14 protein-coding genes are annotated in these 23,576 nt (G+C 39.5%); 10 read left to right on the plus strand and 4 right to left on the minus strand.

Annotated elements, in window-relative coordinates:
- Positions 1-12 precede the first annotated feature (12 nt).
- From tyrR to bcsE, 4 genes are all read right to left on the minus strand, one after another.
- Complete coding sequence (gene tyrR / locus ATS72_RS07095; RefSeq protein WP_006791402.1) at positions 13-1,569, minus strand: transcriptional regulator TyrR; 1,557 nt, start codon at positions 1,567-1,569, stop codon at positions 13-15.
- Positions 1,570-1,740: 171 nt separating this feature from the next.
- The gene (gene bcsG / locus ATS72_RS07100; RefSeq protein WP_058429543.1) at positions 1,741-3,321 is read right to left on the minus strand and encodes a cellulose biosynthesis protein BcsG; all 1,581 of its coding nucleotides are present in this window, start codon (positions 3,319-3,321) and stop codon (positions 1,741-1,743) included.
- Positions 3,318-3,494, minus strand: a complete 177-nt coding sequence (locus ATS72_RS18830) for a hypothetical protein (protein WP_006791404.1) — start codon at positions 3,492-3,494, stop codon at positions 3,318-3,320. Before ATS72_RS18830 ends, bcsG begins: the two co-directional genes overlap by 4 nt.
- A gap of 3 nt (positions 3,495-3,497) precedes the next feature.
- Entirely contained in the window at positions 3,498-5,114 is a 1,617-nt protein-coding gene (gene bcsE, locus ATS72_RS07105) for a cellulose biosynthesis protein BcsE (RefSeq protein WP_058429544.1), read from the minus strand.
- Positions 5,115-5,229: 115 nt separating this feature from the next.
- Between bcsE and bcsR the strand changes: the two genes are divergently transcribed.
- The 10 genes from bcsR (at position 5,230) to fahA (ending at position 23,469) form a co-directional block, all read left to right on the plus strand.
- On the plus strand, positions 5,230-5,424 hold the full coding sequence (gene bcsR, locus ATS72_RS07110; protein ID WP_058429545.1) for a BcsR/BcsP family cellulose biosynthesis protein: 195 nt from the start codon (positions 5,230-5,232) through the stop codon (positions 5,422-5,424).
- Positions 5,425-5,439: 15 nt separating this feature from the next.
- Positions 5,440-6,153: a cellulose biosynthesis protein BcsQ gene (gene bcsQ, locus ATS72_RS07115; protein WP_058429546.1), complete on the plus strand. Its 714-nt coding sequence runs from the start codon at positions 5,440-5,442 to the stop codon at positions 6,151-6,153.
- A 2-nt stretch (positions 6,154-6,155) separates the two neighbouring features.
- Positions 6,156-8,828, plus strand: coding sequence for a UDP-forming cellulose synthase catalytic subunit (gene bcsA, locus ATS72_RS07120; RefSeq protein ID WP_058429547.1), 2,673 nt, complete (start codon positions 6,156-6,158; stop codon positions 8,826-8,828).
- On the plus strand, positions 8,821-11,067 hold the full coding sequence (bcsB, locus tag ATS72_RS07125; protein WP_058429548.1) for a cellulose biosynthesis cyclic di-GMP-binding regulatory protein BcsB: 2,247 nt from the start codon (positions 8,821-8,823) through the stop codon (positions 11,065-11,067). Before bcsA ends, bcsB begins: the two co-directional genes overlap by 8 nt.
- On the plus strand, positions 11,067-12,197 hold the full coding sequence (gene bcsZ, locus ATS72_RS07130; protein WP_058429549.1) for a cellulose synthase complex periplasmic endoglucanase BcsZ: 1,131 nt from the start codon (positions 11,067-11,069) through the stop codon (positions 12,195-12,197). Before bcsB ends, bcsZ begins: the two co-directional genes overlap by 1 nt.
- On the plus strand, positions 12,188-16,006 hold the full coding sequence (locus ATS72_RS07135) for a cellulose synthase subunit BcsC-related outer membrane protein (protein WP_058429550.1): 3,819 nt from the start codon (positions 12,188-12,190) through the stop codon (positions 16,004-16,006). The genes bcsZ and ATS72_RS07135 overlap by 10 nt, the downstream gene beginning before the upstream one ends.
- 248 nt (positions 16,007-16,254) lie before the next feature.
- On the plus strand, positions 16,255-17,739 hold the full coding sequence (locus ATS72_RS07140) for a peptide MFS transporter (protein WP_039037791.1): 1,485 nt from the start codon (positions 16,255-16,257) through the stop codon (positions 17,737-17,739).
- Positions 17,740-17,914: 175 nt separating this feature from the next.
- A complete protein-coding gene (locus tag ATS72_RS07145; protein ID WP_058429551.1) occupies positions 17,915-20,668 on the plus strand; it encodes a metallophosphoesterase in 2,754 nt (917 codons plus the stop codon).
- Between the two features lie 305 nt (positions 20,669-20,973).
- Entirely contained in the window at positions 20,974-22,020 is a 1,047-nt protein-coding gene (gene hppD / locus ATS72_RS07150) for a 4-hydroxyphenylpyruvate dioxygenase (RefSeq protein ID WP_058429552.1), read from the plus strand.
- A 135-nt stretch (positions 22,021-22,155) separates the two neighbouring features.
- The gene (fahA, locus tag ATS72_RS07155) at positions 22,156-23,469 is read left to right on the plus strand and encodes a fumarylacetoacetase (RefSeq protein WP_058429553.1); all 1,314 of its coding nucleotides are present in this window, start codon (positions 22,156-22,158) and stop codon (positions 23,467-23,469) included.
- Positions 23,470-23,576 lie beyond the last annotated feature (107 nt).

A 23,576-nucleotide genomic window follows, 5' to 3' on the forward strand; every position in this document is an offset into this window, starting at 1 on the left:
TTTTAGAGTCATCTAAACTTTAACGGTTTTTCTGTTTATACCGTAGTCACGCAACTTATTTGCCACTGCGGTATGACTAAGCCCTAAGCGTTTAGCTAGTTGCCTTGAGCTTGGGTAAGCAGGGTAAAGTTTACGCAGCAACGTTGCCTCAAAACGCTTCACAGCTTGATCAAGCGAGCCTTCAAAGTCTGACTCCAAATACCCTAACTCATGTGTAAACGTAGGTAGTTGTAAATGCTCTAAACGTAATTCGCTATCATCTAACAATGAGACTGCGCGGTAAATAGCATTTTCAAGTTGGCGAACATTACCAGGCCACGGATATTCTTGTAAAAAACTCAAACACTCTTGTGATAATAACGGAATGGCATGGCCATTTTGCTGGGCATATTTTTGGATAAAATGCTCTGCCAGAGGACCCACATCGGCTTTGCGGTCGCGTAACGGAGCAATTTCGAGAGTTAATACATTAATTCGGTAGTATAAGTCTTCTCTAAACACACCTTCTTGTACCATTGCGGGTAAGTCTTTTTGAGTAGCGGCTACAATACGAACATTAACCTTTACTTCGTTCTCATCACCTACTTTTCTAAACGTTCCGTCTTGTAAAAAGCGCAAAAGTTTAGTTTGTAGCTGGGTCGACATTTCACCCACTTCATCTAAAAATACGGTACCGCCGTCAGCTTGCTCTAGTACACCGCGTTTAGGAGCTGCATTTTCTTCGTAGCCTGCATAACCAAAAAGCTCAGACTCCGCTACATCATCAGGTAACGACGCGCACGAAAGCGCAATAAACGGCTTCACAGAACGATTTGACGCATAATGACACGCTCGCGCAAGTAACTCTTTACCTGTGCCTGTTTCACCAGTGATGAGTATGGGTGCTTCTAACTGTGCCATTTTTCGTGCTTCACGCACAACACGGCGCATAGCAGTACTAAAGTTATGAATAGTGGCAAAGCTTTCTTGTCCGTAGCGTCTAAATGCACTAACTTGCTGACCTAAACGACTTTGTGACTTAATGTTAATAACCGCACCAGCTAAAACATCGCCTTCACTGCCTTGTGGCACGGCAATTGGTAAAATATCTGCAATAAAGTCTTCGCCAGCTACTTCAACCCGAGTCGTTTGGCCTAACACTTCCTTGCCTTCTAACCAACGCGTAAAGTTAAAGCCCTTTAGTAGGTTATTTATGTTAGCACCAATAACTTCTTTTTCACTTAACTGCAGGTCTTTACAGGCAGCATCGTTGCATAAACGTACCCAGCCCTTAGCATCAATAGAAATAACACCATCAGGTAATGCACGTAACAAGGTATTTAATTCGTTATGCTCTCGCTCAGAAGGGAGAAATGCGGTAGTGCGTACATCATGCACACCGTCAATCAGACGGATAGAAGGCATGATTTTTTGAAACTGCTCAAACTCTATTTCTGGGAAGCTCACATACATACGGCAATTGACAGAGTCGACCTCAATACCTTTTAAATCAACACTGTAGTTAACTAAAATATTAAGGATTTCTTGGGCTATACCGATCCTATCAGCACAGTGAATATCTAGACGCATACATCCTCAAAGCAGGAAAAACTAAATTAGCCGAATAATACGCTAAGTCGCTTTGATAAGGTAGCTTATTGTAAACATTTTTGGACAAGTCTGCGTTTTAATTAACACATAAGAATAACAACATAAACACGCTACACAGCAGAGCTAGCCTGCTGCATAGCTAAATTACTTTTAACCTTGAGGGTAAGCAGACCATTCTTCGCCATCAAGTTGTATGTAAGGTCGTTTATTAACATACATCATGATTGTGCCCGCATTTTCAGCAACTTTTGGTGCTTTTGGCAAGTTTTCAACTAAATTGGCAATGCTGTTATTACCCCCAAAAACATTTGTCTCAAGTGTTTTTGCAACAATTTCAGATAAGGCAAAGTAACTAGTCGATTCGTTAATCATAATTTGCGAATAACTTTTAACGTCTGGACCAATAAATTTAATAGCAGCTGGTACAGATACAATAGTAGGGCTTGGTATTTCACGAAGACCAGCAAACTGTACCTTGTCACCTTTTAATGCTGCACCATGTTCGGGTACTACCATTAACATGACATTACGGCCGCGCTTTTCAAGGTTTTGAATAAAACGATTAATATCAGATAATAAATTAGCGTGCCTGATTGGGTAACTTTCAAGGCTATTCATGCGTTTTTTATTAGCCAGCTGGTTACCATCGTGAAGGCTTGTTGTGTTGTAATACATTGCACATGGCTCACAATCTTGCGCTTCATTTTTAAGCCAACTATCTAGCACTGCACCGTCAGAATAAATAGGACTGTCGTCAAAGCCATATTGTGCTACTGGAAGTGAATCAATATTAAGTGGTTTATCGTTTAGGCCACCAAAACGATTAACCAAGCCTTTAAAGTCATCGAAGTGGCCATCGTGGTTCATCACAACGCTGCTTTGATACCCTAATTTTTCTAAATTTTTAAATAGATAACATTGCTCTGGTGCATCACTAAATAAAGCTGTTTGGCTTGTTTGCCCACAACTTGCGCGTAAAAGCCTGATAGCTGCAGGCCCACTGTAAGATGTTGCTGAGTTAAAATCTGAAAACACCACATCAAAATCATTAAACATGTCTTCAACACTAACGCCAATAGCGTTCAAGTCATCAATCGCCATTGAACAAATATTTAAAACGATGACATCGAACAGTTCGCCATTAACTTGCGAAGGAAAATGGCTAATTAAATGGCTTTGTTGTTGATAAAAGTCTGACAATTTTTGATCAGGTGTTTGGCTTTCGCGCGTAATGACTTGTGCTTGATTACTAGGCTCATTTCTAATTGTTGTATTTGTAGAGTTGGCATTTACTACTGTGCCTGATTGTTCACCCTCTCCTTGCCATCCTATCAAAAGCAGCCCAACAATTGTTATTGTTGTAAAACGTAACCACTGAGATGTATACCAAAAACACACGGTAATAACGAATAATGCCAATAGCATATCTACACTGATGACACGTGCTAAAAGTTCAAAAAAATAGCCAAAACTGAAATCTTGAACATTACCAGCTTGCTTTGTAAGCCTATATATTGGGGGCAACCAAGAGTCTTGGTAAAGTATGACAATCGCAAAAATACCACCAAGTACATGTTTTAACTTTTCAATAATCGCTTTTTTAAATTTGATTGCTAAAAGTGCTGCAAGGGCTGCATTGGTTAATACATTAAAATCAATTGCGCCGTAATAAAACAAGGCAAATTTAGCTAAGAAATAAAGATTCCACGCTCCTAAACCTGATAATTTCACTGCTCATCCTTCTTTTTTTTATTCGGTGTGTAAGGTTCAAGTACTTCGTGTTTAAAAGTAAGCTTGTAATAATATGTTTTTACTCTGGCCAATATTTGAGTTGCCGACATACAAAGCACAATACCGACTATAATTGCCAAAATAACGGTAATAAAAAGCTGATTAATACTCATTGGTTAAGCCTTTAATCTCATTACAAATGACACAGCATCGGGACGCGCATCATTTGTAAACTCAGGTGTGTCTAACGACTCAGTAATCCCTTTTGACACACCGGGTTCAAACTTATAGCTATCATTCTCTGTTAACTGTTTAGAATAATCAGTAACATGTTTACCGCTATAAAGCCGCCTTAATTGCTTACATTCTTGCTGTATATGAAAATGATCTGAAATAACATTTTGCTGCACAAAAAAGTCACTCGTTTGTAGCTTGAATAAATGCTTAATTGCATTATTTACGTCGTTCTCTCTACACGCATGCAAGTACAAATACACGGTGTTATCTGCAAGGCTAAATACATCCCCTTCACGCTTAATATGAAACAAGTGTAAAGGGTGAATGGGCTCTATGCGGGGTAATAACTCAAGCTTAACCAACACGCCGCTAACACCCAGATTAACAGCAGAGTCACTATGAACCTCTACTTGGCGCGTAAATTCATCAAAAGGTAAATAGCCTTTAGAAAACGTATTTTCAGTATATTTCAGAACGTGCTCGACAGATGGCGGTAACGGTCTAGAAAATTGAAACCCTTGAATAGATTGAATTTGAGATAATAATCGCGAAGGTTCAGAAAAGCTATACAAAATAAGGTTAACGCCTAAAGTTAAAAATAAGCATTCATCTTGATGGCGAATAACGCCATCAACATTTTGTACTACCAATTTCAACCAACGACCGCAGCTTTTTCTAAGTTCAAAGCACTGTTTACCAAGCAGTGCTAAATCTGTGTAACGCGTAACAGCAAACACCAATGTTGCCGCTTTTAATTTGGGGCCTTTGTCAAACAGCTCATTATTGTCTTTTGCGGTATAATAATGCGTAGGCAATTTTGTACCGATTGGCACCGCGCTTTGCACTAACCAAACATCGTCCTCATCTGGAAAATGCGAGCCATTGAATACTTTTAGATCGTTTACAGTTCCCTCTTGTACCAAAAACTGATTATCTTCAAGCGACAGTTGAAACTGCATATCAGCAAATACACCCGTAGTGTGGTGCCAATAATCGTACTCTAAAACGCGGGTAGCGGAATCATTATCTACAAAAATTAATCCATCAAAAGATTTATTAAGCTGCCTTATTAAAAATCGATAGTGTGTTACTTCTGGACCAGATAGCAAAAATAATAAGGTAACCCCTGTTTTTTTTGCAAACTCACTGTAATCGTTCATTATTGTTTTTGTGCTAGCTTCGGTTGCTGCACTCAATAGCTCTGTGTTGAAGTGGATAAACACTAGCGCATTTTTTAATTTTTTATACGCGCCTATCTCTTTAATTATGCCTTTGTTTATTCGCTCTATTGAGTAATGCTGTGTCTCAGATGAGAGAGAAAATGGATGAACTTTACTGCGTTTGTACGCAGTATTAATTGCTGCAGAAAATGACGACTCAAAAAAAGATTCAACGTCTTGAGAAACAATGTAAATATCGTTTGCGCAATTTTGGTTAATTGCATGTAAAGCAAATTCAACCACAAAATTGTCTAAAGGCGCTAAAACAGCATAACTTGAAGCCGATTTTAACTCTTTTGCAGCCGGCTCTAAACCCGTTATGTTAAAGTTATGCACTTAAAAAGCCCTCAAAAAAAATACTTTTTTACTAGTTTTACCCGCTATTCTATATATAATAGCCAAATATTGTCCACTTTTAATAAAAATAAATATTACGCTTACAAAGGTTGTGATGAACAATTTAGCTACAAAAAGCTCACAAATACTCACATCAAGTGACATAGAAAACCTAGCTCGCCGTTTTGGTGGGAAAAGTGACGACTACATAGAAATTATGAATACACAAAAAAATCAAAAAACAATTAACAAGTATGCGCTATTGAAAGAAATTGATGACGCAATAAAAACATCTAAAGAAAAAAAATAAAAAAGGTAAACTCCATTGCAAAGGATTTTTATTAAAGGTATCAAAGGCGGCATAGGTAGCACATCAGTTGTTGCAAACTTAGCGTGCGTTTTGAAAAAATCTGATGTTGATGTGGTTGCCATAGACCTAGATGCTAAAAGTGACCTTGGTTTGCACTTTGGCCTTAAGTGGACAGCCACAAAAGGTTGGAGCAACGAGAGTACTTTTGACGATGCGTTATTGCATTTTCGCAAAGACAGCGATGGCGTTCTTTTTTTACCCCATGGCGATAATGAATCAACGTTAGATGAAATTATAACCACAATTAACAATTGCAAAAATCTGGACTATAAAGAATCTGCTTGGATAATATTCGATTGCCCTTCACATATTAATATTTCTCACTACCCGTTAGAAGAAAACGATATTGTTATTGAGCTAGTCACTTGCGATGCAATTTGTCATAGCCTCATATACAAGCGCCTACAAACCCTTAAGTCAGTAGAGTCAAGTTGGAAACACTTTTTTGTTGTTAATCGTTACAACGCAGCCTCAGTGTTAGAATTTGATCTATTTTCTCTTTGGCAATCTACATTGCCATTTATGGCGCCGTTTTTTATCAACAGCGATGAAGTTATTAAAGAGGCCACAGCTAATCGTAATGTAGCCCTTAATTGCGCACCATACAGTGTAGCGAACGATGACTTTGAAACACTGGCTGGTTGGCTTGTAAGTAAGGCGGCGAACTGACGATGAGCTTTACTCTTTTTTACAAAAGGCCCATACACAGTACATTGTATATTCTATTGAGTATATTATTCACTGATAAACTTGTGCGTTACATTTTATTTAAATTTCATAGTTACTTTAATCAGCACAAAGTAAATGTAATTGAAGCCTTTTTAATGCCCTTTATAACTTTGTTCGGTTCATTATTTGTAAATATAAAAAAGAACAAAGAAAACTTTGAGTTAGCGTTATATAACTATTACCCACACTTAAGGTTGCCATACAGAACTTATATCTATTCTAATATTATACGCTTTGTTATTCAGAGCATATTTTTGCTTTTTGCTGCTCATAAACCCAGAAAAAAATCAGTGTCTATAAAAAAGCATGCTGTAAATTACTTTTATGATGGGGTCAGTTACAGCCTAAGGCAACTGCGTTGGTACGACCTTAAATTAGGCCGATTAATAAGGCGCCTTTTTTCCAAAAACAACAAGCCTAAAAAAAGTGCTTTTAAAACAATGGCCGACGCTCGTATTTGGCAGAACAAACTTATTAAATACATTGTTGTTGCACTGATATTATTCCTGCTTGCCATATTTGTTACTATTCCCTTTAGCCTTGAAGCGCAAGCGGTGTTTATTAGCTTTATTTTACTGGTTGCTTACGCGCTCAAACGCGTAAAAGGCCATATGGCCACGATTGTAATGATCACCTTATCCGTCACTACATCTTCGCGATACTTGTGGTGGCGATATACTGAAACACTTAATTGGGATGACCCTTTAGCACTTACATTAGGTGCAGGCTTGTTACTAGCAGAAACATACGCTTGGATGGTGCTTATTTTAGGTTTTTTTCAAACCATTAATCCACTTGAAAGAAAACCTGTCATGTTGCCAAAAAATACTGACCTATGGCCAACGGTAGATATTTACATTCCTACTTACAATGAACCTTTAAGTGTTGTAAGGCCGACTACCCTTGCCGCATTAAGCATAGATTGGCCAGCAGATAAACTAAAAGTCTATATTTTAGATGATGGTAAACGTCCTGAGTTTGGTGAATTTGCTAAACAAGTGGGTGCGGGTTATTTAACAAGACCAGATAATAACCATGCAAAAGCCGGAAATATGAATAGTGCTATGCGCTACACAGATGGTGATTATATTGCCATTTTTGATTGCGACCACGTACCTGCTCGTTCGTTTTTGCAAATGACTATGGGACAGTTTTTAAAAGACAGTAAAGTGTGTTTAGTACAAACACCACATCATTTTTTCTCAGCAGATCCATTTGAGAGAAACTTAAATAACCACAGTCAAATTCCAAATGAAAACATGTTGTTTTACGGGCTTATTCAAGATGGAAACGATATGTGGGATGCTACGTTCTTTTGTGGTTCGTGTGCGGTACTCAAAAGAGAAGCGCTTGATGAAATAGGTGGCTTTGCTTTTGAAACCGTCACCGAGGATGCTCATACTGCACTGCGAATGCAACGCGCAGGTTATAAAACTGCCTATATAAATATTCCTCAAGCTGCTGGCCTTGCCACTGACAGTTTATCGGCTCATATTGGCCAGCGAATTCGTTGGGCACGGGGCATGGCGCAAATATTTAGGCTCGATAACCCGCTGTTAGGCAAAGGCTTGAACATCCCTCAGCGACTTTGTTACTTAAATGCTATGCTGCATTTTCTCTCAGGTATTCCGCGCATTGTATTTTTAACCGCGCCCCTGGCACTTATATACTTTAATGCATACATTATTTACGCGCCATTTTTAGCTATTTTTATCTACGTTGTACCTACACTTATTCAAATAAAAGCAACTAACTCACGAATACAAGGTAAGTATCGCTATTCGTTTTGGGGCGAAGTTTACGAATCTGTGCTTGCTTGGTACATATTAAAGCCAACAACAGTTGCTTTGTTTAATCCAAATAAAGGTAAATTTAACGTTACCGAAAAAGGTGGATTAAACGATAAAGAGCATTATGACTGGGGTATTTCTAAGCCATATTTGGTTTTACTCGCTATTAATTTAGTCGGTATGTTAGTTGGTATTTTGCGCCTGTTTTTTGGCGACCCTACGCAAGTTGGTGTACTGCTGATTAGTATGGGGTGGGCGCTTTATAATATTATCATTTTGGGTGCTGCGGTTGCAGTGGCAGCAGAAGCACGCCAAGTGAGGCATTCACACCGCATTAAAGCAAACTTCCCAGCGGGAGTTCGTTTAGCAAATGGCCACACATTAAAAGTAAAAATTACAGATTACTCCGATAACGGCGTAGGAATAGAAACCGACCACGCACATGCTTGTCGCGTAAACGATAAAATAGAATTATTAATGAGCCGCGGTAATAAGCAATTTTCGTTTACTACCCATGTTTGTAATACTCGGGGTAATCAAATTGGCTTAACCATTAAAGATTTATCTCTTGAAAAACAGCGCGCGTTTATACAATGTACATTTTCACGAGCTGATGCGTGGCTTGACTGGCAAAATAACTTTAGACACGACCGCCCATCTTACAGTTTTAAAGAAGTGCAAAAAACAAGCCTCAGAGGGTTTAGTAACTTGCTCTTCCACGCACCAAGAGTGCTTCAACCTATCATTCAGTTTATGACTAATTTAGTTGTATACGTAAACTCATTTACTCCAAAAAGACCAATAGTGCATAATAATTATGATTAAAAAGTTGCTTAATATATCCCTAACATTGTCGCTTATTTGTTGCGCTTACTTTGCGCATGCAATTGAGCCATTACAAAATAAATCAATGTTCATTAATGGATACCCTGAGAGCGCTCAGGTGTCGAGTTTACGCTTAGAGTTTGAAGCGTTAGGCTTTACAGGTTTTAGGCTCAACGGGGTAAATAATAACTCCCGCGTTGACTTTACAAACCGAATAGATAAATTGAGCACCAATTTAAAGCTTAACTTTTCGTATACTAACTCGCCTTCATTAATCGCGAATGTTTCGCACTTAAAAGTATACTTTAATGATAATTTAGTCACTGTTTTACCTATTAACGAACAACTTAGTATTGTAAAGAACACAGTGCAGCATAGCCTCGATCTTAATGCTAAATACATTCAAGATTACAACCAAGTCCGCTTTGAATTGGTTGGTTATTACGACCTTAGATGTCAAGACTACTTCAGCCGTACTATTTGGACAGAAATAAATAAATCAAGCAACATAACGCTCGATCAAAAGCAACTCGCTATCGATAGCCGTTTAGAATACCTCCCAGAGCCGTTTTTTGATGAAAAGGATTACAACAAGCTTAACCTTCCATTTGTATTTGCTAAAACACCCAATACCCAAGCTATTGAGGCAGCAGCAACGCTATCGAGTTGGTTTGGAGCCCAAGCTGATTGGCGTGGATTTAATTTTCCCGTAACGTTAAATAAATCGCCTGATCAACACAGTGTGGTTTTTATTACTAATGATTCAAAACCTGATTTTTTGAAAGATTACCCAGATGTTGAAAAACCAACGATTGAAATCATTTCAAACCCATTTAATCGTTACTATAAAATGTTACTCATACTGGGCCGTGATGAAGCTGATTTAAAAACAGCGGTGACTGGCCTTGCGTTTGGCCACAAAGTAATGACTGGAAGAAGCGCAAGTATTGAAGCCATAAATCAGTTGCCACTTCGAAAAGCGTATGATGCACCACGCTGGCTTAGAAGCGATCGTCCAGTGCATTTTGACGAGCTTATTGACTACCCTACGCAACTACAGGCGCAAGGTCTTAATAATGGTCCAGTAAAACTAAACATTCGCTTTGCACCTGATCTATTCACGTGGCGTGAAAGAGGAATACCTATTACTCTTCAGTACCGTAGCACGCCAGAATCAGAAGCTATCGACTCTCGTTTAAATATGCTAATAAACCAAGAGTTTATAAGTGGCTTTTTACTCGATAAAAACAACGATTTATTACAAACAACGCAAGCTTTGTTGCCACTAGTTGCCAATACCGACACCACACAAAGCACAGAAGGCTTTTCTGTCAATGGCATTAATTTAGCTAACAGAAATGAGCTTAACTTTGACTTTAGATTTGGTGTACTCAAAAAAGGTGAATGTGCTGTTGCACCTCCTGGCGGTGAGTTTGGTGTTATTGATGGCGATTCAAGCATTGACGTAAGTGAATTTGATCACTACATCGCACTACCAGATCTGAACGTATTTGCTAATAGTGGCTTTCCTTTTACCAAATATGCTGATTTACAACAAACACTTGTGCTTATTGATGAAAACCCAACACCAAATGCTTTAACCGTTTTATTTAACTTAACGGGTCACTTTGGCGCGATCACCGGTTACCCAACCCATAGAATGAGTGTTGCTCATTTAAATGAGGACGCTGATTTAGATGATAAAGACATACTCGTTATTGCTAAACCTAACAGTATTGCTAATGACTTAGATGAAGATGCACAAACAAATGTTTTGCTTAACAATAATCAGCGCGCAATTAAACAAGCAATTTATAATGGTGCATACGACGAACAAACGACCGATAAAGTAGAGGTTAGTATTAAAAGTAGTGGCGATATGGCTGTTATAACAGGGTTTCAATCACCGTTTGACTCAGACCGCTCTATCGTCTCGTTGAGTGCTACGACGCAAAATGCATTTACTATACTTGACGATGTTCTAATGAGCTCAGAAAAATTAGCTCAAGTAAAAGGTAGTGCAGCCATTATCAACTCACAGGGTATTAAAACCATTCAAGTAGATGAGCAATACTTTGTAGGCCATATCCCAGTCCATACATTAGTGTGGTTTCACTTATCTGATCATCCATTTATTTTGGCATTACTGTCTATTTTAACGCTATTGCTGATCTCATTTATCTTATGGCGATTATTACAAGCACTAACTTACAAGCGTTTAGCTGAAGGAGACGAATAATGAAATCACTCGTTAATATGTTTTTTACTGTGATGGCACTATTTGCTTTCAATGCCAACGCACAAGTTGAACAGTGCGAACCTTGGCAGTCGTGGCAAGTGTTTAAAAATCATTTTATAAGCCAAGACGGCCGCGTTATTGACTTGGGCAGTGATCAAAGCATCACAACCTCTGAAGGCCAATCATATGCACTATTTTTTGCGCTTATTGCCAACGATAAAGCCGCTTTTGATTCTGTTTTAAATTGGACCCAAGAGCATTTATCAGAGGGCGATTTAAGTACGCGTTTACCAGCATGGAAATGGGGACTAGATAAAAACCGCGTAGGGGGGATTTTAGATTCAAACCCTGCGTCAGATTCAGACCTATGGATTGCCTACAGTTTATCGCAAGCGGCAATTTTATGGGATGAACGCCGCTATAGTATTTTAGCCGCAGTGCTTGCTCAACGTATAATCAGAGAAGAAACCGCCTACATAACGGGCCTTGGCCTGTCTTTACTCCCCGCACCTGCCGGTTTTGAGTTTGACAATGAGCGCTATAAGCTAAATCCTAGCTACTCGCCGTTATTTATTTACCAGCAATTTAAAAAGCTTTATCCACATTCACCGTGGCACCAACTGCACGAAGGATCAGCTAAGCTAATTTTAGATACCGCACAGCAAGGCGTTAGCCCTGATTGGGTTATGTTTGATTCAAACCGTGGTTTTTACTACGACAGAAAAAATACAGATTTAGGTAGTTATAATGCAATTCGTGTTTACCTTTGGGCAAGTATGATGGCAAAAGATGCACCTTACAAACAAGAGCTTCTTGCTCAGTTTGCACCATTTGTGGACACTATTGAAGAGCGTGGCCATGTTCCTTTAAATACGTACGCTCAATCAGGTAAATCTGAAAAAAGAGGACCTTTGGGCTTTAACGCTGCCCTGTTGCCTTTGTTAGCAGAGCAAGGTAATGATGAGCTAGTAATGGCCATTCAGCAAAAGCTAATGATTGATAAGTCTTTTACGCAAACACGTTATTACGACAGTGTATTACATTTATTTGGTGAAAGTGCTGTAAACAAGCGCTTTAAAATAACGGCTGATGGAACGCTACAACCTACTTGGAGCACTGAATGTCGTTAAGGTTGGCCTTAGCTTGTACATTGGCACTAAGCACTAATTTAAATGCCGCAACAATAAATGATATTGATACACAATCGGTTGATTGGTTATTAAACCAAATTAGTATTGGTGAAGCACAACAAAACAAAAGACTTGTTGAAGATAGCCTGCAAAAATTGGTTGCAATTGCCCCTACCCGAATAGAAACGCAATGTGCGCTTGCACATTACGACTTTACGAATGGCAATACAGACCAAGCAAACTTGTTATTAAGTAAGCTTGATAACCAACTAACACAACAAACACCTTGCGTAAAAAAACTCAAGGTTATGTCTCGTATTCAAGGTAAAGACAAGGCAGTAATTCAAAAAGCAAAGCTGCTTGCTCGTGCCGGCAGGTATGAACAAGCACGTCAAATTTACAATAAAATATTTAATGATGTTTATCCTACTTTAAACTTTGAGCTTGAGCATTTAAGCTGGTATGCCCAGGACAGCGCTCAATGGCAAGGGGTTAAAAATGGTTACAAACAATTATTAAAACGCTATGACAACCTAGGCACTATAGAAGTTGCTTATGCCAGACATTTACTAAGACGTAACCCACGCGATAAAGCAGCTATGCGTATTTTAAGTAAGTATGGATCTACATCGGGTTTTAGTGATGAAGTTGAAGGTATTTGGCTCTCTGCATTAAAAAACATGCCAATAAACAGTAATACTGACAAGCAATTTCAGCAATACTTTATACTTTACCCGTTTAGTAATAAGGGAGAGTTACAGTATCAAGACTTTAAAAAGCAATTAAAAGCACGCCAAAAATTATTAGCCGACCCTGCTTATCAGCTCTGGTTAAAAGGCAATAAGCTACTCGAACAAGAAAAGTTAAAAGCAGCAGAACCTCTTCTGTTAAAAGCCTTAAAAGGCCGCCCTACTGACGGCGAAATCATGAACAGCTTAGGCATACTTTACCTACAACTAGGTGAAAATGGTAAAGCCTATAATTATTTTACACGTGCACAAAAATACACTGCCGACTTTGCAGAGCGAAATACCCTTAAAAGCATGGCTAAAACAGCTAAGTTTTGGCTGTATATTCGCCAAGCAAGAGACGCTATAGATAGCAGTGAATTTAGAGTTGCTAAACTAAAACTCGATTTAGCCGCCGCATTAGAAGAAGAACCTAGTACCGTACTGGCAAATCGTGGCACCTTACAATTTGCCCAAGGGCTATATTCACAAGCTGCGCTTACCTACCAAGTGGTGCTTAAAAGCGAGCCGTTAAACGAAGGCGCCCTATTTGGCTTACTTGAAATTGCAAAGCTTGAACAAAGTGAAAAAACGCTCACCTCTTTTTTTAATCGACTTTCATTTTCACAAAAAGAAATATTAAGAGCGTCATATTTAAGCTCATTAAGTAGCGTGTATAGAACTAAGGCAACAAAGCTAACTGAAGCTGGTGAATTAGAAGAGGCTGAAAAAATATTAAAAGAGGCTATTCAAGCAACACCAGAAGAGCCTTGGTTATATTACGACTTAGCGTTTATATATCAACAAAAAGGACTCACCGACAAAGCCCGCTCATTGTTTAATAATGTATTGTGGCAATTTCCGCTAAATTCACAGCTTAGGTATAGCCATGCACTGTTTTTGCGTGCTTTAGACGATTACCAAGGTGCGCTTGCTACGCTTCAGTATATTCCATTTAAATCTCGCGATGCTGACATTGTATCTCTTGAACAACAGTTACAACTTAATGAGTCTTTAGCACAAAGCGAACGTTTTATTAATTCTCAAAATAAAGCGGCTGCTATTTATCACTTAAGTGCGTTAGAAGCACAAAATTTAACGCCACCAATGAAAGCGGAGCTAGCACGAAGCTGGTTTAGCATAGAAGAACAAAACCACGCTTTAAAACTCATGCGTGACGCATTAGCTGAAGACCCCTCATTATCAGCCTATTGGCATATGTTGTATGGAGAATGGCTTTTAGCACAGGGTGATAAAGCTCAGACTACGGATTGGTTTAATCGTTATCGGCTTCCTGAAAATGCCTCTGAGAGTGAAATAGATCAGTTTGTGCAATTACAAAATGCCTATTATTCTGAGTATTTTAGTGGCAGTGATCTTATTGCGAAGCTAAATCAGCTTGATCAAAAATACCCAAGTTCATCAGCAACAACAACTGCGCTAATAAATGCAAACTTAGCACTTGATCAAAACCAATCAGCGATTATTTTATACGAACAAAAACTAAAAAATAATCAGTTAATTGAACCTCAAGCTTTAATGGCAATATCCAAAGCTTATAGAGCACTTGGGGATGATTTCCAAGCAAAAGAGGTCACACAGCTCGCCATTGAACAAAGTACAACGCAAGAAAGTTATTTTCAGCGTCAAATTATGGAATCGTTAAACGATTTTAATTACGCAGGTGATGCCCTTTACTTAGCCGAGCAACTTATTCAAAAAGCACCTAATGATTTAGAGCTTCGTTATTTAGGCGCGCAAGTTGCTGCTAATTTTAATGAAACAGAGCAAGCACAAACGTGGTACGCACAAACGCTTTCACCTAATCGTCAACTAAATGAAAAAGAACTCTACGCATCACTTTCGCGCATTAATGAAAACGACGAGTGGTATATAAACGGTGCCAAACGAGAACTACTCAGCCAACAAAACAAAAACCAAGCCTACATTGCTGTTGGTGTAAATTTTAGCGGACAAGTAAGTACTGAAAGTGAGGCTACATTGGGCGCTGGTTTAGTCCCTATTGAAGCGTACTTTCCGCTTTGGCAGGGGCAAGGCTTTGTAAAAATAGATCCTACAAGTATTAGCGCGCAAACAACACGATTTGACGAGCAATTTGCTGGCAGTCGATACGGACAAGGCGCTTTGTGTATATTTACCTGTGGTATTGACGAAGTAAGTCCTGAGCAAGATGGCGTTGATATTGGTATTGGTTGGCAAAACGAAAACTGGCGCGTAGATATTGGCACAACACCACTGGGCTTTTTAATCGAAGACATTGTATGGGGTGTTAATTACTCTGACGACTTTGGTGACTTTGGCTATAGCCTTGAGTTAGAAAAACGACCAGTAACCAGCTCAGTACTCGCCTATGCAGGCCTTGAAGACGTTAATACTGGTAAAATTTGGGGGGGTGTTCGCTCAACCGGTTTAACCGCTAATGTTTCTCATGATTTAGGCGGCGATTGGGGATTTTGGTCTAGTGCTGACTTTACATTGTATAAAGGTCAAAACGTAAAAGATAACCAGCGCTACCGCTTGATGGGCGGCACCTATTATCGTGTGATAAGCAATCAAGACCGCGAATTTACAGTGGGTGCAAGTTTATTGCATTGGGCCTATAAATTTAATTTAAGTGAAGAAACCTGGGGCCACGGCGGCTACTACAGCCCACAGAACTATATTGGGTTATCGGTTCCTTTGACCTACGATGCACGATGGGGTGATGACTTTGTATACCGCGTAAAAACAGGCGTGTCGTATTCACAAACTAAAACGCAAGCCATCGACTTTTTTCCTAATGATCCCGACCTTCAAGCAGAGGCCTTTGCGCGCCAACTTGAAACCGGTGTAGATCCTGCCTTTGATTCAGATACCAGTGCGGGCGTATCGTACAACTTAGAAGGCAGCTTTGAATACAGAATAACCCCACATTGGTTCTTTGGTGGTTATTTAGCTATTGATCGTTCTGACTTTTACGAACCTAATTTTGGCCAACTGTATATCCGTTACTACTTCAATCCTGTCTACGGGACACTCGAATTTCCGGGTACACCTATTATCCCTTATGCTGAGTTCTAACTTAGCATAAGGTGATACACCGCTCAGTACTTCCCCTCGCCTTGAGGTATATGTATACTTGAGCGCAATTGTAGCTAGGATAAGGGTGTGTCTCTTACCTTGTGGTGTTATAGCCATACAGCAAATCATTATCTTAGATACAAATAATATACTGGTGGTCGAGCACTTTAACCTTATAAACAGGCTAACTTAGCTAAAGCAAAAAATTATAAGGCCATCACAACAATTCTTTAAGTTAGGAAGTAAATATGAGTTCAGCTCCAGATAGTGGCTGGTTTGGCCACCCTAAAGGACTTTCGACATTGTTCTTCACTGAAATGTGGGAACGAATGAGTTATTACGGTATGCGAGCTATGCTCGTATTATTCATGACAGCAAGCTTACAACAAGAAGGCCTTGGCTTTACGGTTGCATCAGCGGCTGCAATTTATGGTTTGTACACAGGTGCGGTATACTTTTTAGGCTTACCTGGCGGTTGGTTAGCGGATAGATTATTTGGCGGCCAAAAAGCGGTTTGGTACGGTGGTATTATCATTATGTGTGGCCACATTATTTTGGCCGTTCCACATGAATATTCATTTTTTATTGGTTTAATTTTTGTTGCAACAGGTACGGGCTTACTCAAGCCAAATATCAGTGCAATGGTAGGCCAGTTGTACAGCGATGCTGATGAGCGTCGTGATGGCGGTTACGCTATTTATTACATGGGTATTAACTTGGGTTCTTTAATAGGCTACTACGTATGTGGTTACTTTATGGAGAACGTAGGTTGGCACTGGGCATTTGGTGCAGCAGCTGTTGGTATGGCCATTGGTTTAGTACAATACAAACTTACCCTTAATAACTTACCAGAGCACAGCGCTTTACCTGCTAATCCATTAAGCGCTAAAGGCACTTCACGTACTTGGGGCGCTATCGCTTTGTTTGTGGCTGTTGTTGCGGGTGTTACCATAGCCGCTATGACGGGTGCCATTATTATAAACCCTTCAGTTGTAGCCGGTTATACAGCTGTTATATTTACTGTTATATTCTTTGTGTACTTTGGCCTTATTTATTTTAAAGGCAAATTAACAGGCGAAGAAAAACAAAGAATGTGGGCACTATTTTTAGTCTGTGTTGCCTCTGCATGTTTTTGGTCTGGTTTTGAGCAAGCTGGCTCTTCATTAAACCTATTTGCCCGCGATTACACTGACCGACTTATTGGTACTTTTGAAATTCCAACTACGTGGTTTCAATCTTTAAATTCAATATTTATTATTGTTTTATCGCCATTTTTTGCTGCGCTTTGGATAAACCTATCTAAAAAAATGATATCGCCTACTTACAGCGTAAAATGTGCATTTGGCTTGATTATTATGGCCTCAGGCTTTTTAGTCATGTTTATGGCAGCACATTATGCAGCAGAAGGCTTAAAAGTAGCGCCTTACTGGTTGGTTACTACGTACTTTTTACACACAGTGGGTGAGCTTTGTTTAAGCCCTGTGGCATTAAGTGCAGTGAGTAAACTGTCGCCTCGTCGCTATACGGGCCAGTTAATGGGTGTGTTTGTTTTAACTTACTCTATTGGTAATGTTATCTCGGGCATACTTGCAGGTAACTTTGATCCAAATAACGTTCAAGAAATCCCTACCCTATACTTACAAATTGCATTATTTAGCATTGGTGTAGGTATTGTTTTAGTGCTTATGAGCTTTAAAGCGAAAATATGGGAAAAACAAGGATTAGAGACCTAATTCAGTTAATCCTTTTGTACTAATAATTATTTACTGCACATTCCAAATGTAGTAACAAATAAAAAATGCCCCCATAATTGTTATGGGGGCATTTTTATACAGCTATGCTCCCATACTTTTAACTGATATTATGCATTAATAAATTGTTAAATTAGACACCCGAGGACTGCTGTATATGTTATTGGACAAGTTATTAAAAATAGCTGCAATACCATTTTTGCTCTTTATGTTAAGTGCATGCGGTGGTGCGAGTGATGCAGTAACGGTTAATCCAAACGATCCTGTTGAACCCGAGCCAACCCTACTTTCTTTAACTGCTGCTAACGGCTTAAACTCAACGTTAGATAACGGGGGTTTTGAATTAATTATCCCTGCGAATATAGCTTCATCAAATAGCGAAATCACTTACGAGAAAACGACGCTAGATGATGCCAACGCACAGTTAAACATTATCTCTGATTTACACACTCTTATACCCGACCCTGACATTTCATTTTCAGACTCCTTTACTATTAGAATAAAAATACCTGAAGACTATGTACTCGGTGGGCAATTATTCATAGCCAGACAGTTAGGCCTAAATAGGTGGGAAACGATTACTAACTCAACCGTAAGCGATGATTATGTCAGTGCACAAGTGAATCAAGTCGGCACTTATGCAATTCAAATGCAGCGTAAAGAAGCATTCGCCGATATTGGTCCAACATGTGAGGCGAGCGCAACAACGCAATCGATACGCTTTGTTCATGTAGCAGACTTACATGCTCGTTTTGGGTATGAGGAACAATACTTTAGCCGTATTAAAGCCTATTACAATCAAGTCGCCAACCAAACACCACATACCCTATTTACCAATGGTGGTGACGATTATGAAAAAGGCACGGTAGCAGAGCAACTTTCACAAGGTACAGCAACCGAAGAAGCCATTAAAGCGATGCAGTTTGATATCCGTGTTGTGGGAAACCACGACTATGCATGGGGGCCAGAAAAGCTACTGAGCTATTCGCAAGATGATAAAGCGATTGTGCTTGCAAGTAACACTCGCTATGAAGGGGAGCAACTTCAAGATTTTGCCGCTGTGAGCTTTGCAAAAGTGCAAGTGGGCTGTGTTACCTTAGGTGTATTTGGCATGACGTCGGTGCCATGGAATGAATTAGATGAGCCACAGCAAGACGATCCAATCCCAGATTTTATAAAACAATTTAAAATGAGCTGGGAATGGCAACAAGTCGCACAAAGCATTGTAAACCAATACCGTGATGATGTTGATTACATGGTAATGCTAAGCCATCTAGGAGTAGGCCTAGACACAGATATGGCAACTGACGTTGCAGGTATTGATTTAGTATTAGGGGGCCATACCCATGGCGGCGAAAGCTTTGATACACTAGAAAATGGCGCCATTGTTATTCAACCTGACTTTTATGCAAAAGGGATAACCGACTTAACACTTGAGTTTAATTTAGCTGATAAAACATCACCTGTTGTTAACTATCAAACGATTGCCACTGAAACTATTACTGAACGTGATGAACCAACAAAGCAAGCCATTGATGAAATTATGGGCCGTTACGCGCCTGATGCACAAACCGAAATAGCTATTTCAGAAAACTACCCTAGTGCAATTGAGTTAGCCGAAATAACAGCATTAGCCGCGCAACACGAAAGTTCAATCACAGCTGCACTTTTAAACCCCGAACTGGTTCAAAAGCGTTGGACACCCGGCACGCTCACACAAGAAGATTTTCACGAAGCATTTTACGTAGAAAGACAGCCTTCAAATACACCCGGTTTTAACGCAATATATAAAGTGACAGTAACAGGTACAGACTTAACATCTATGTATGCAAGCCAACCTGACTGGTTTTTACTCACACCCGAAAACATTCAAGCAACCAGCAATTATGATGTCGCTTTATTTAAAGGCGCAGCGCTTAATCCTGAATTATTTTTTAATGGTGTTACATTTTTAAACGTAGAACCCATTGCCGAAGCATGGTGGTTACTAGATCAGTACGCCCGATTTAGAACAAGCCAGTGCTTATACCTAGATACCAACAGTCAACTGTTTTCATGTACAAACGAAGAAAACATAACGGTATGGAATTTTGATAATACAGCAAGCCCACTTACAGCAGATTTTGGACCTTCAGTACTCAGTTACTTCGATCCTGAAGAAAAAGACTGGGGCCCAGAAGAAACTCAATATAAAACCACTACCGAACTCGGCATTAGTGATTTGAGTGATGGGCCGTCAGGTGTAATGGCATTTTCAAGGCATGCACCAACCGAAGGCCTACATATTAACTTAAACACACCCGCTAACGGCGATTATGCCGCTGATGGCATGGTTTCAGACTACACACTTGTAATGGATTTATACTGGCCAGCAGAAGGCCAAGATATTTACCGTGCGGTTGTTCAAGCGGATACCGTTAACTACTTAACCGACGATGCCGACATATTTATTGACCCAAGTGGTGGTTATGGTAAATCAACCAGTGACAGCGGCTATTTTGGCAATACACAACCCGACTCTTGGCATCGTGTCGCTTTAGTATTTTATACTGCACCTACCAATGGCGTATTTGAAGTGTACGTAGATGGCGAACTAGTGGGTGTAAAGGAAGATGGAGAAATAAACAACCGCTGGGCACTCAAAGACGCAGTACTGCTGTTTAATGATAACAACTTTGAAACCGAGCCAGGCTACTTAAATGCTATGCTTTATGCCGGTCGTGCAATGAGCCGCGACGAAATAAAAAGCTTAGGTAATGCGCAGCAAAAACTCACTTACGAGCAAGCAACACGCGTACTTAATCAAACCATTGAACGCCATTACCAAGCTGCGCCTGAAATAAAACCAAACTTGTGGTTACAACAGCGTAGCAAGTTTTTTGGTGAACGCGCCAAAAATGTAAACAATTAATTACACTCAACCCTATTTCATACCACTTCAAAAAAGAGAGTTTAGCTACTTAAACTCTCTTTTTTATTACTATAATTCATAAACTTAATCAAAAAACAGCCACTAAAACTGTTTACTTTTACAGCGTGAAAATTTTCTACTGTATTGACTCAAAACAACTTGGACACAAGCGTCCTATAAAATTTACACACCACTCAATTACTAAATACCCGGCTGCTCTTCCCCTAAATCTAATTCTGGTTAATTATCTTTCCATTAACACAACAACAAATAATCACAGTGCTTACATTGTGGGAGTAATTAAAATGAGTGAAGTAACTAACTATTTAGGTTTAGTCGGTATTGAATTTACTGAATACGCCACGCCTGATGCAGATTACATGGACAAAGTATTTACTGACTTTGGCTTTTCAAAGCTTAAAAAGTTTAAAGGCAAAGACATTGTTTATTACAATCAAAACGACATTCACTTTTTACTGAACAACGAGCGTGAAGGTTTTTCAGCCGAATTTGCTAAAAGCCATGGCCCTGCAATTTGTTCAATGGGTTGGCGTGTTGAAAATGCACAAAAAGCATTTGAAACTGCAGTAGAGCGCGGTGCAAAACCTGCAACCGACTCTACACACAAAAACCTTCCTTACCCTGCAATTTACGGTATTGGCGACAGCCTAATTTACTTTATTGACCAATTTGGCGATAAAGGCACCATTTATGAAAGTGACTTTGAAGATTTAGCAACGCAAACGGTTGTTGAAGACAAAGGCTTTAAGCGCATCGACCACCTAACTAATAATGTTTATAAAGGCACAATGGAAACATGGGCAAACTTTTATAAAGATGTGTTTGGTTTTACAGAAGTACGTTACTTTGACATTAAAGGTCAAAAAACGGCGCTAATTTCATATGCGCTTAAATCTCCATGTGGCACCTTCTCAATTCCAATCAATGAAGGTAAAGGCAACGACAACAACCAAATTGACGAATACTTAGGTGAATACAATGGCCCAGGCGTTCAACATTTAGCATTTTTAACTGATGATTTAGTTAGCTCGCTAGACAAGCTAGATAAATCAACTATTGCAACGCTCGATATTATTCCTGAATACTACGACACCATTTTCGACCGTGTGCCGTGGGTAAAAGAAGACAAAGACAAAATTCGCGAACACCAAATACTGGTTGATAGCCAAAGCGAAAATTGTTACCTACTACAAATTTTCTCTAAAAACTTATTTGGCCCAATTTTTATAGAGATGATTCAACGCGTTGATGATGGCGGTTTTGGTGAAGGTAATTTCCAAGCGTTATTTGAATCAATTGAACGCGATCAAGAGCGCCGCGGCGTTTTATAATCTTTTTGAGTAAATTAAAAGCAGCGACCTTCGCTGCTTTTTGTCGTTTTAATATTTAAAATGTATGGCTCAAAGTGCAAGTATGCTTAAATAAATACTTCATTGTTGCCATACAGTTAAACCAAAGGAAATGTAATGAGCCTAATTAACGAAACCCATGATATTAATTTAACAAGCTGGGTAGAGTCAGCGAATGTTGCAAATTGCGACTTCCCTATTCAAAACTTACCATTTGCCGAGTTTCGTCGCAAAGGCACTAACGAAGTATTTCGTGGCGGTGTTGCGATAGGTGATCAGGTTATCGACCTTGCAAAACTAAATGAGCTAAATGTATTTACAGGCGACGCTAAAACAGCACTCGATGCAGCGAGCGAGTCAACGCTAAATACATTTATGGGTTTAGGGCAGCAATATTGGTCAGCACTTCGTTTAGCCCTTTCAAAAGCATTACGCGAAGGCGCTGATTGTCAAAAAGATATTGCGAGCGTATTAATATCGCAAGCTGATATTGAATTTTCATTACCATGTCGTATTGGTGACTACACCGATTTTTACACTTCTATTTATCATGCAACAGCAGTAGGTAGTTTATTTCGCCCTGATAACCCACTATTGCCAAACTATAAATGGGTACCGATTGGTTACCATGGCCGCTCTTCATCTATTGATGTGTCTGGGCAAACATTTCACCGTCCTAAAGGACAAACTAAAGCACCCGATGCAGATGTGCCCTCGTTTGGTCCATGTAAACGCCTTGATTACGAGCTAGAGCTTGGCATTTACTTAGGTAAAGGAAATGCGCTAGGCGATGCAATTGCAATCGAAAATGCAGAAAACCATGTATTTGGTTTTTGTGTATTTAACGACTGGTCTGCCCGCGACTTACAAGCTTGGGAATACCAACCATTAGGTCCGTTTTTAGCGAAAAACTTTGCATCAACAGTGTCTCCTTGGATTGTTACAACAGAAGCACTCGCACCGTACAGAACAAGTTGGACTCGTGATGAAAACGATCCTCAACCTATGGAATATCTTGAGTCTGCCGCTAATCGCGAGCAAGGTGCATTTGATATTCAAATGGATGTAAAAATTCAAACCGAAAAAATGCGTAGCGAAGGGCACTCTCCTACCCGCGTATCTACCTCTAGCTTTAAGCACTCTTACTGGACTGTAGCTCAAATGGTAACTCACCACACAGTTAACGGGTGTAACTTTATGCCGGGTGATATGCTGGGTTCGGGTACGCAATCTGGCCCAACACATGAAGAAGCGGGTTCTTTACTTGAACTTTCTCGTGGCGGTAAAGAAAAAATAACGCTAAGCAATGGCGAGCAACGCAGCTTTTTAGAAGATGGCGATAACGTTATCATGCGCGGCTGGTGTGAAAAAGAAGGCTTTGCGCGTATTGGTTTTGGTTCAGTTGAAAGCACGGTTTTAGCCGCAAAATAATCTCAATCAAACATACTTAAATGAAAGGGCTGCTTTTAAAAGCAGCCCTTTTTTATTAATTTTTGAACAGTTACAATTTTTTTCTGGCTTTTTAAGCTCAGATTGAT

Origin of the sequence: Pseudoalteromonas sp. 13-15, from assembly GCF_001468205.2 — a bacterium.
Lineage (GTDB): Bacteria > Pseudomonadota > Gammaproteobacteria > Enterobacterales > Alteromonadaceae > Pseudoalteromonas > Pseudoalteromonas marina.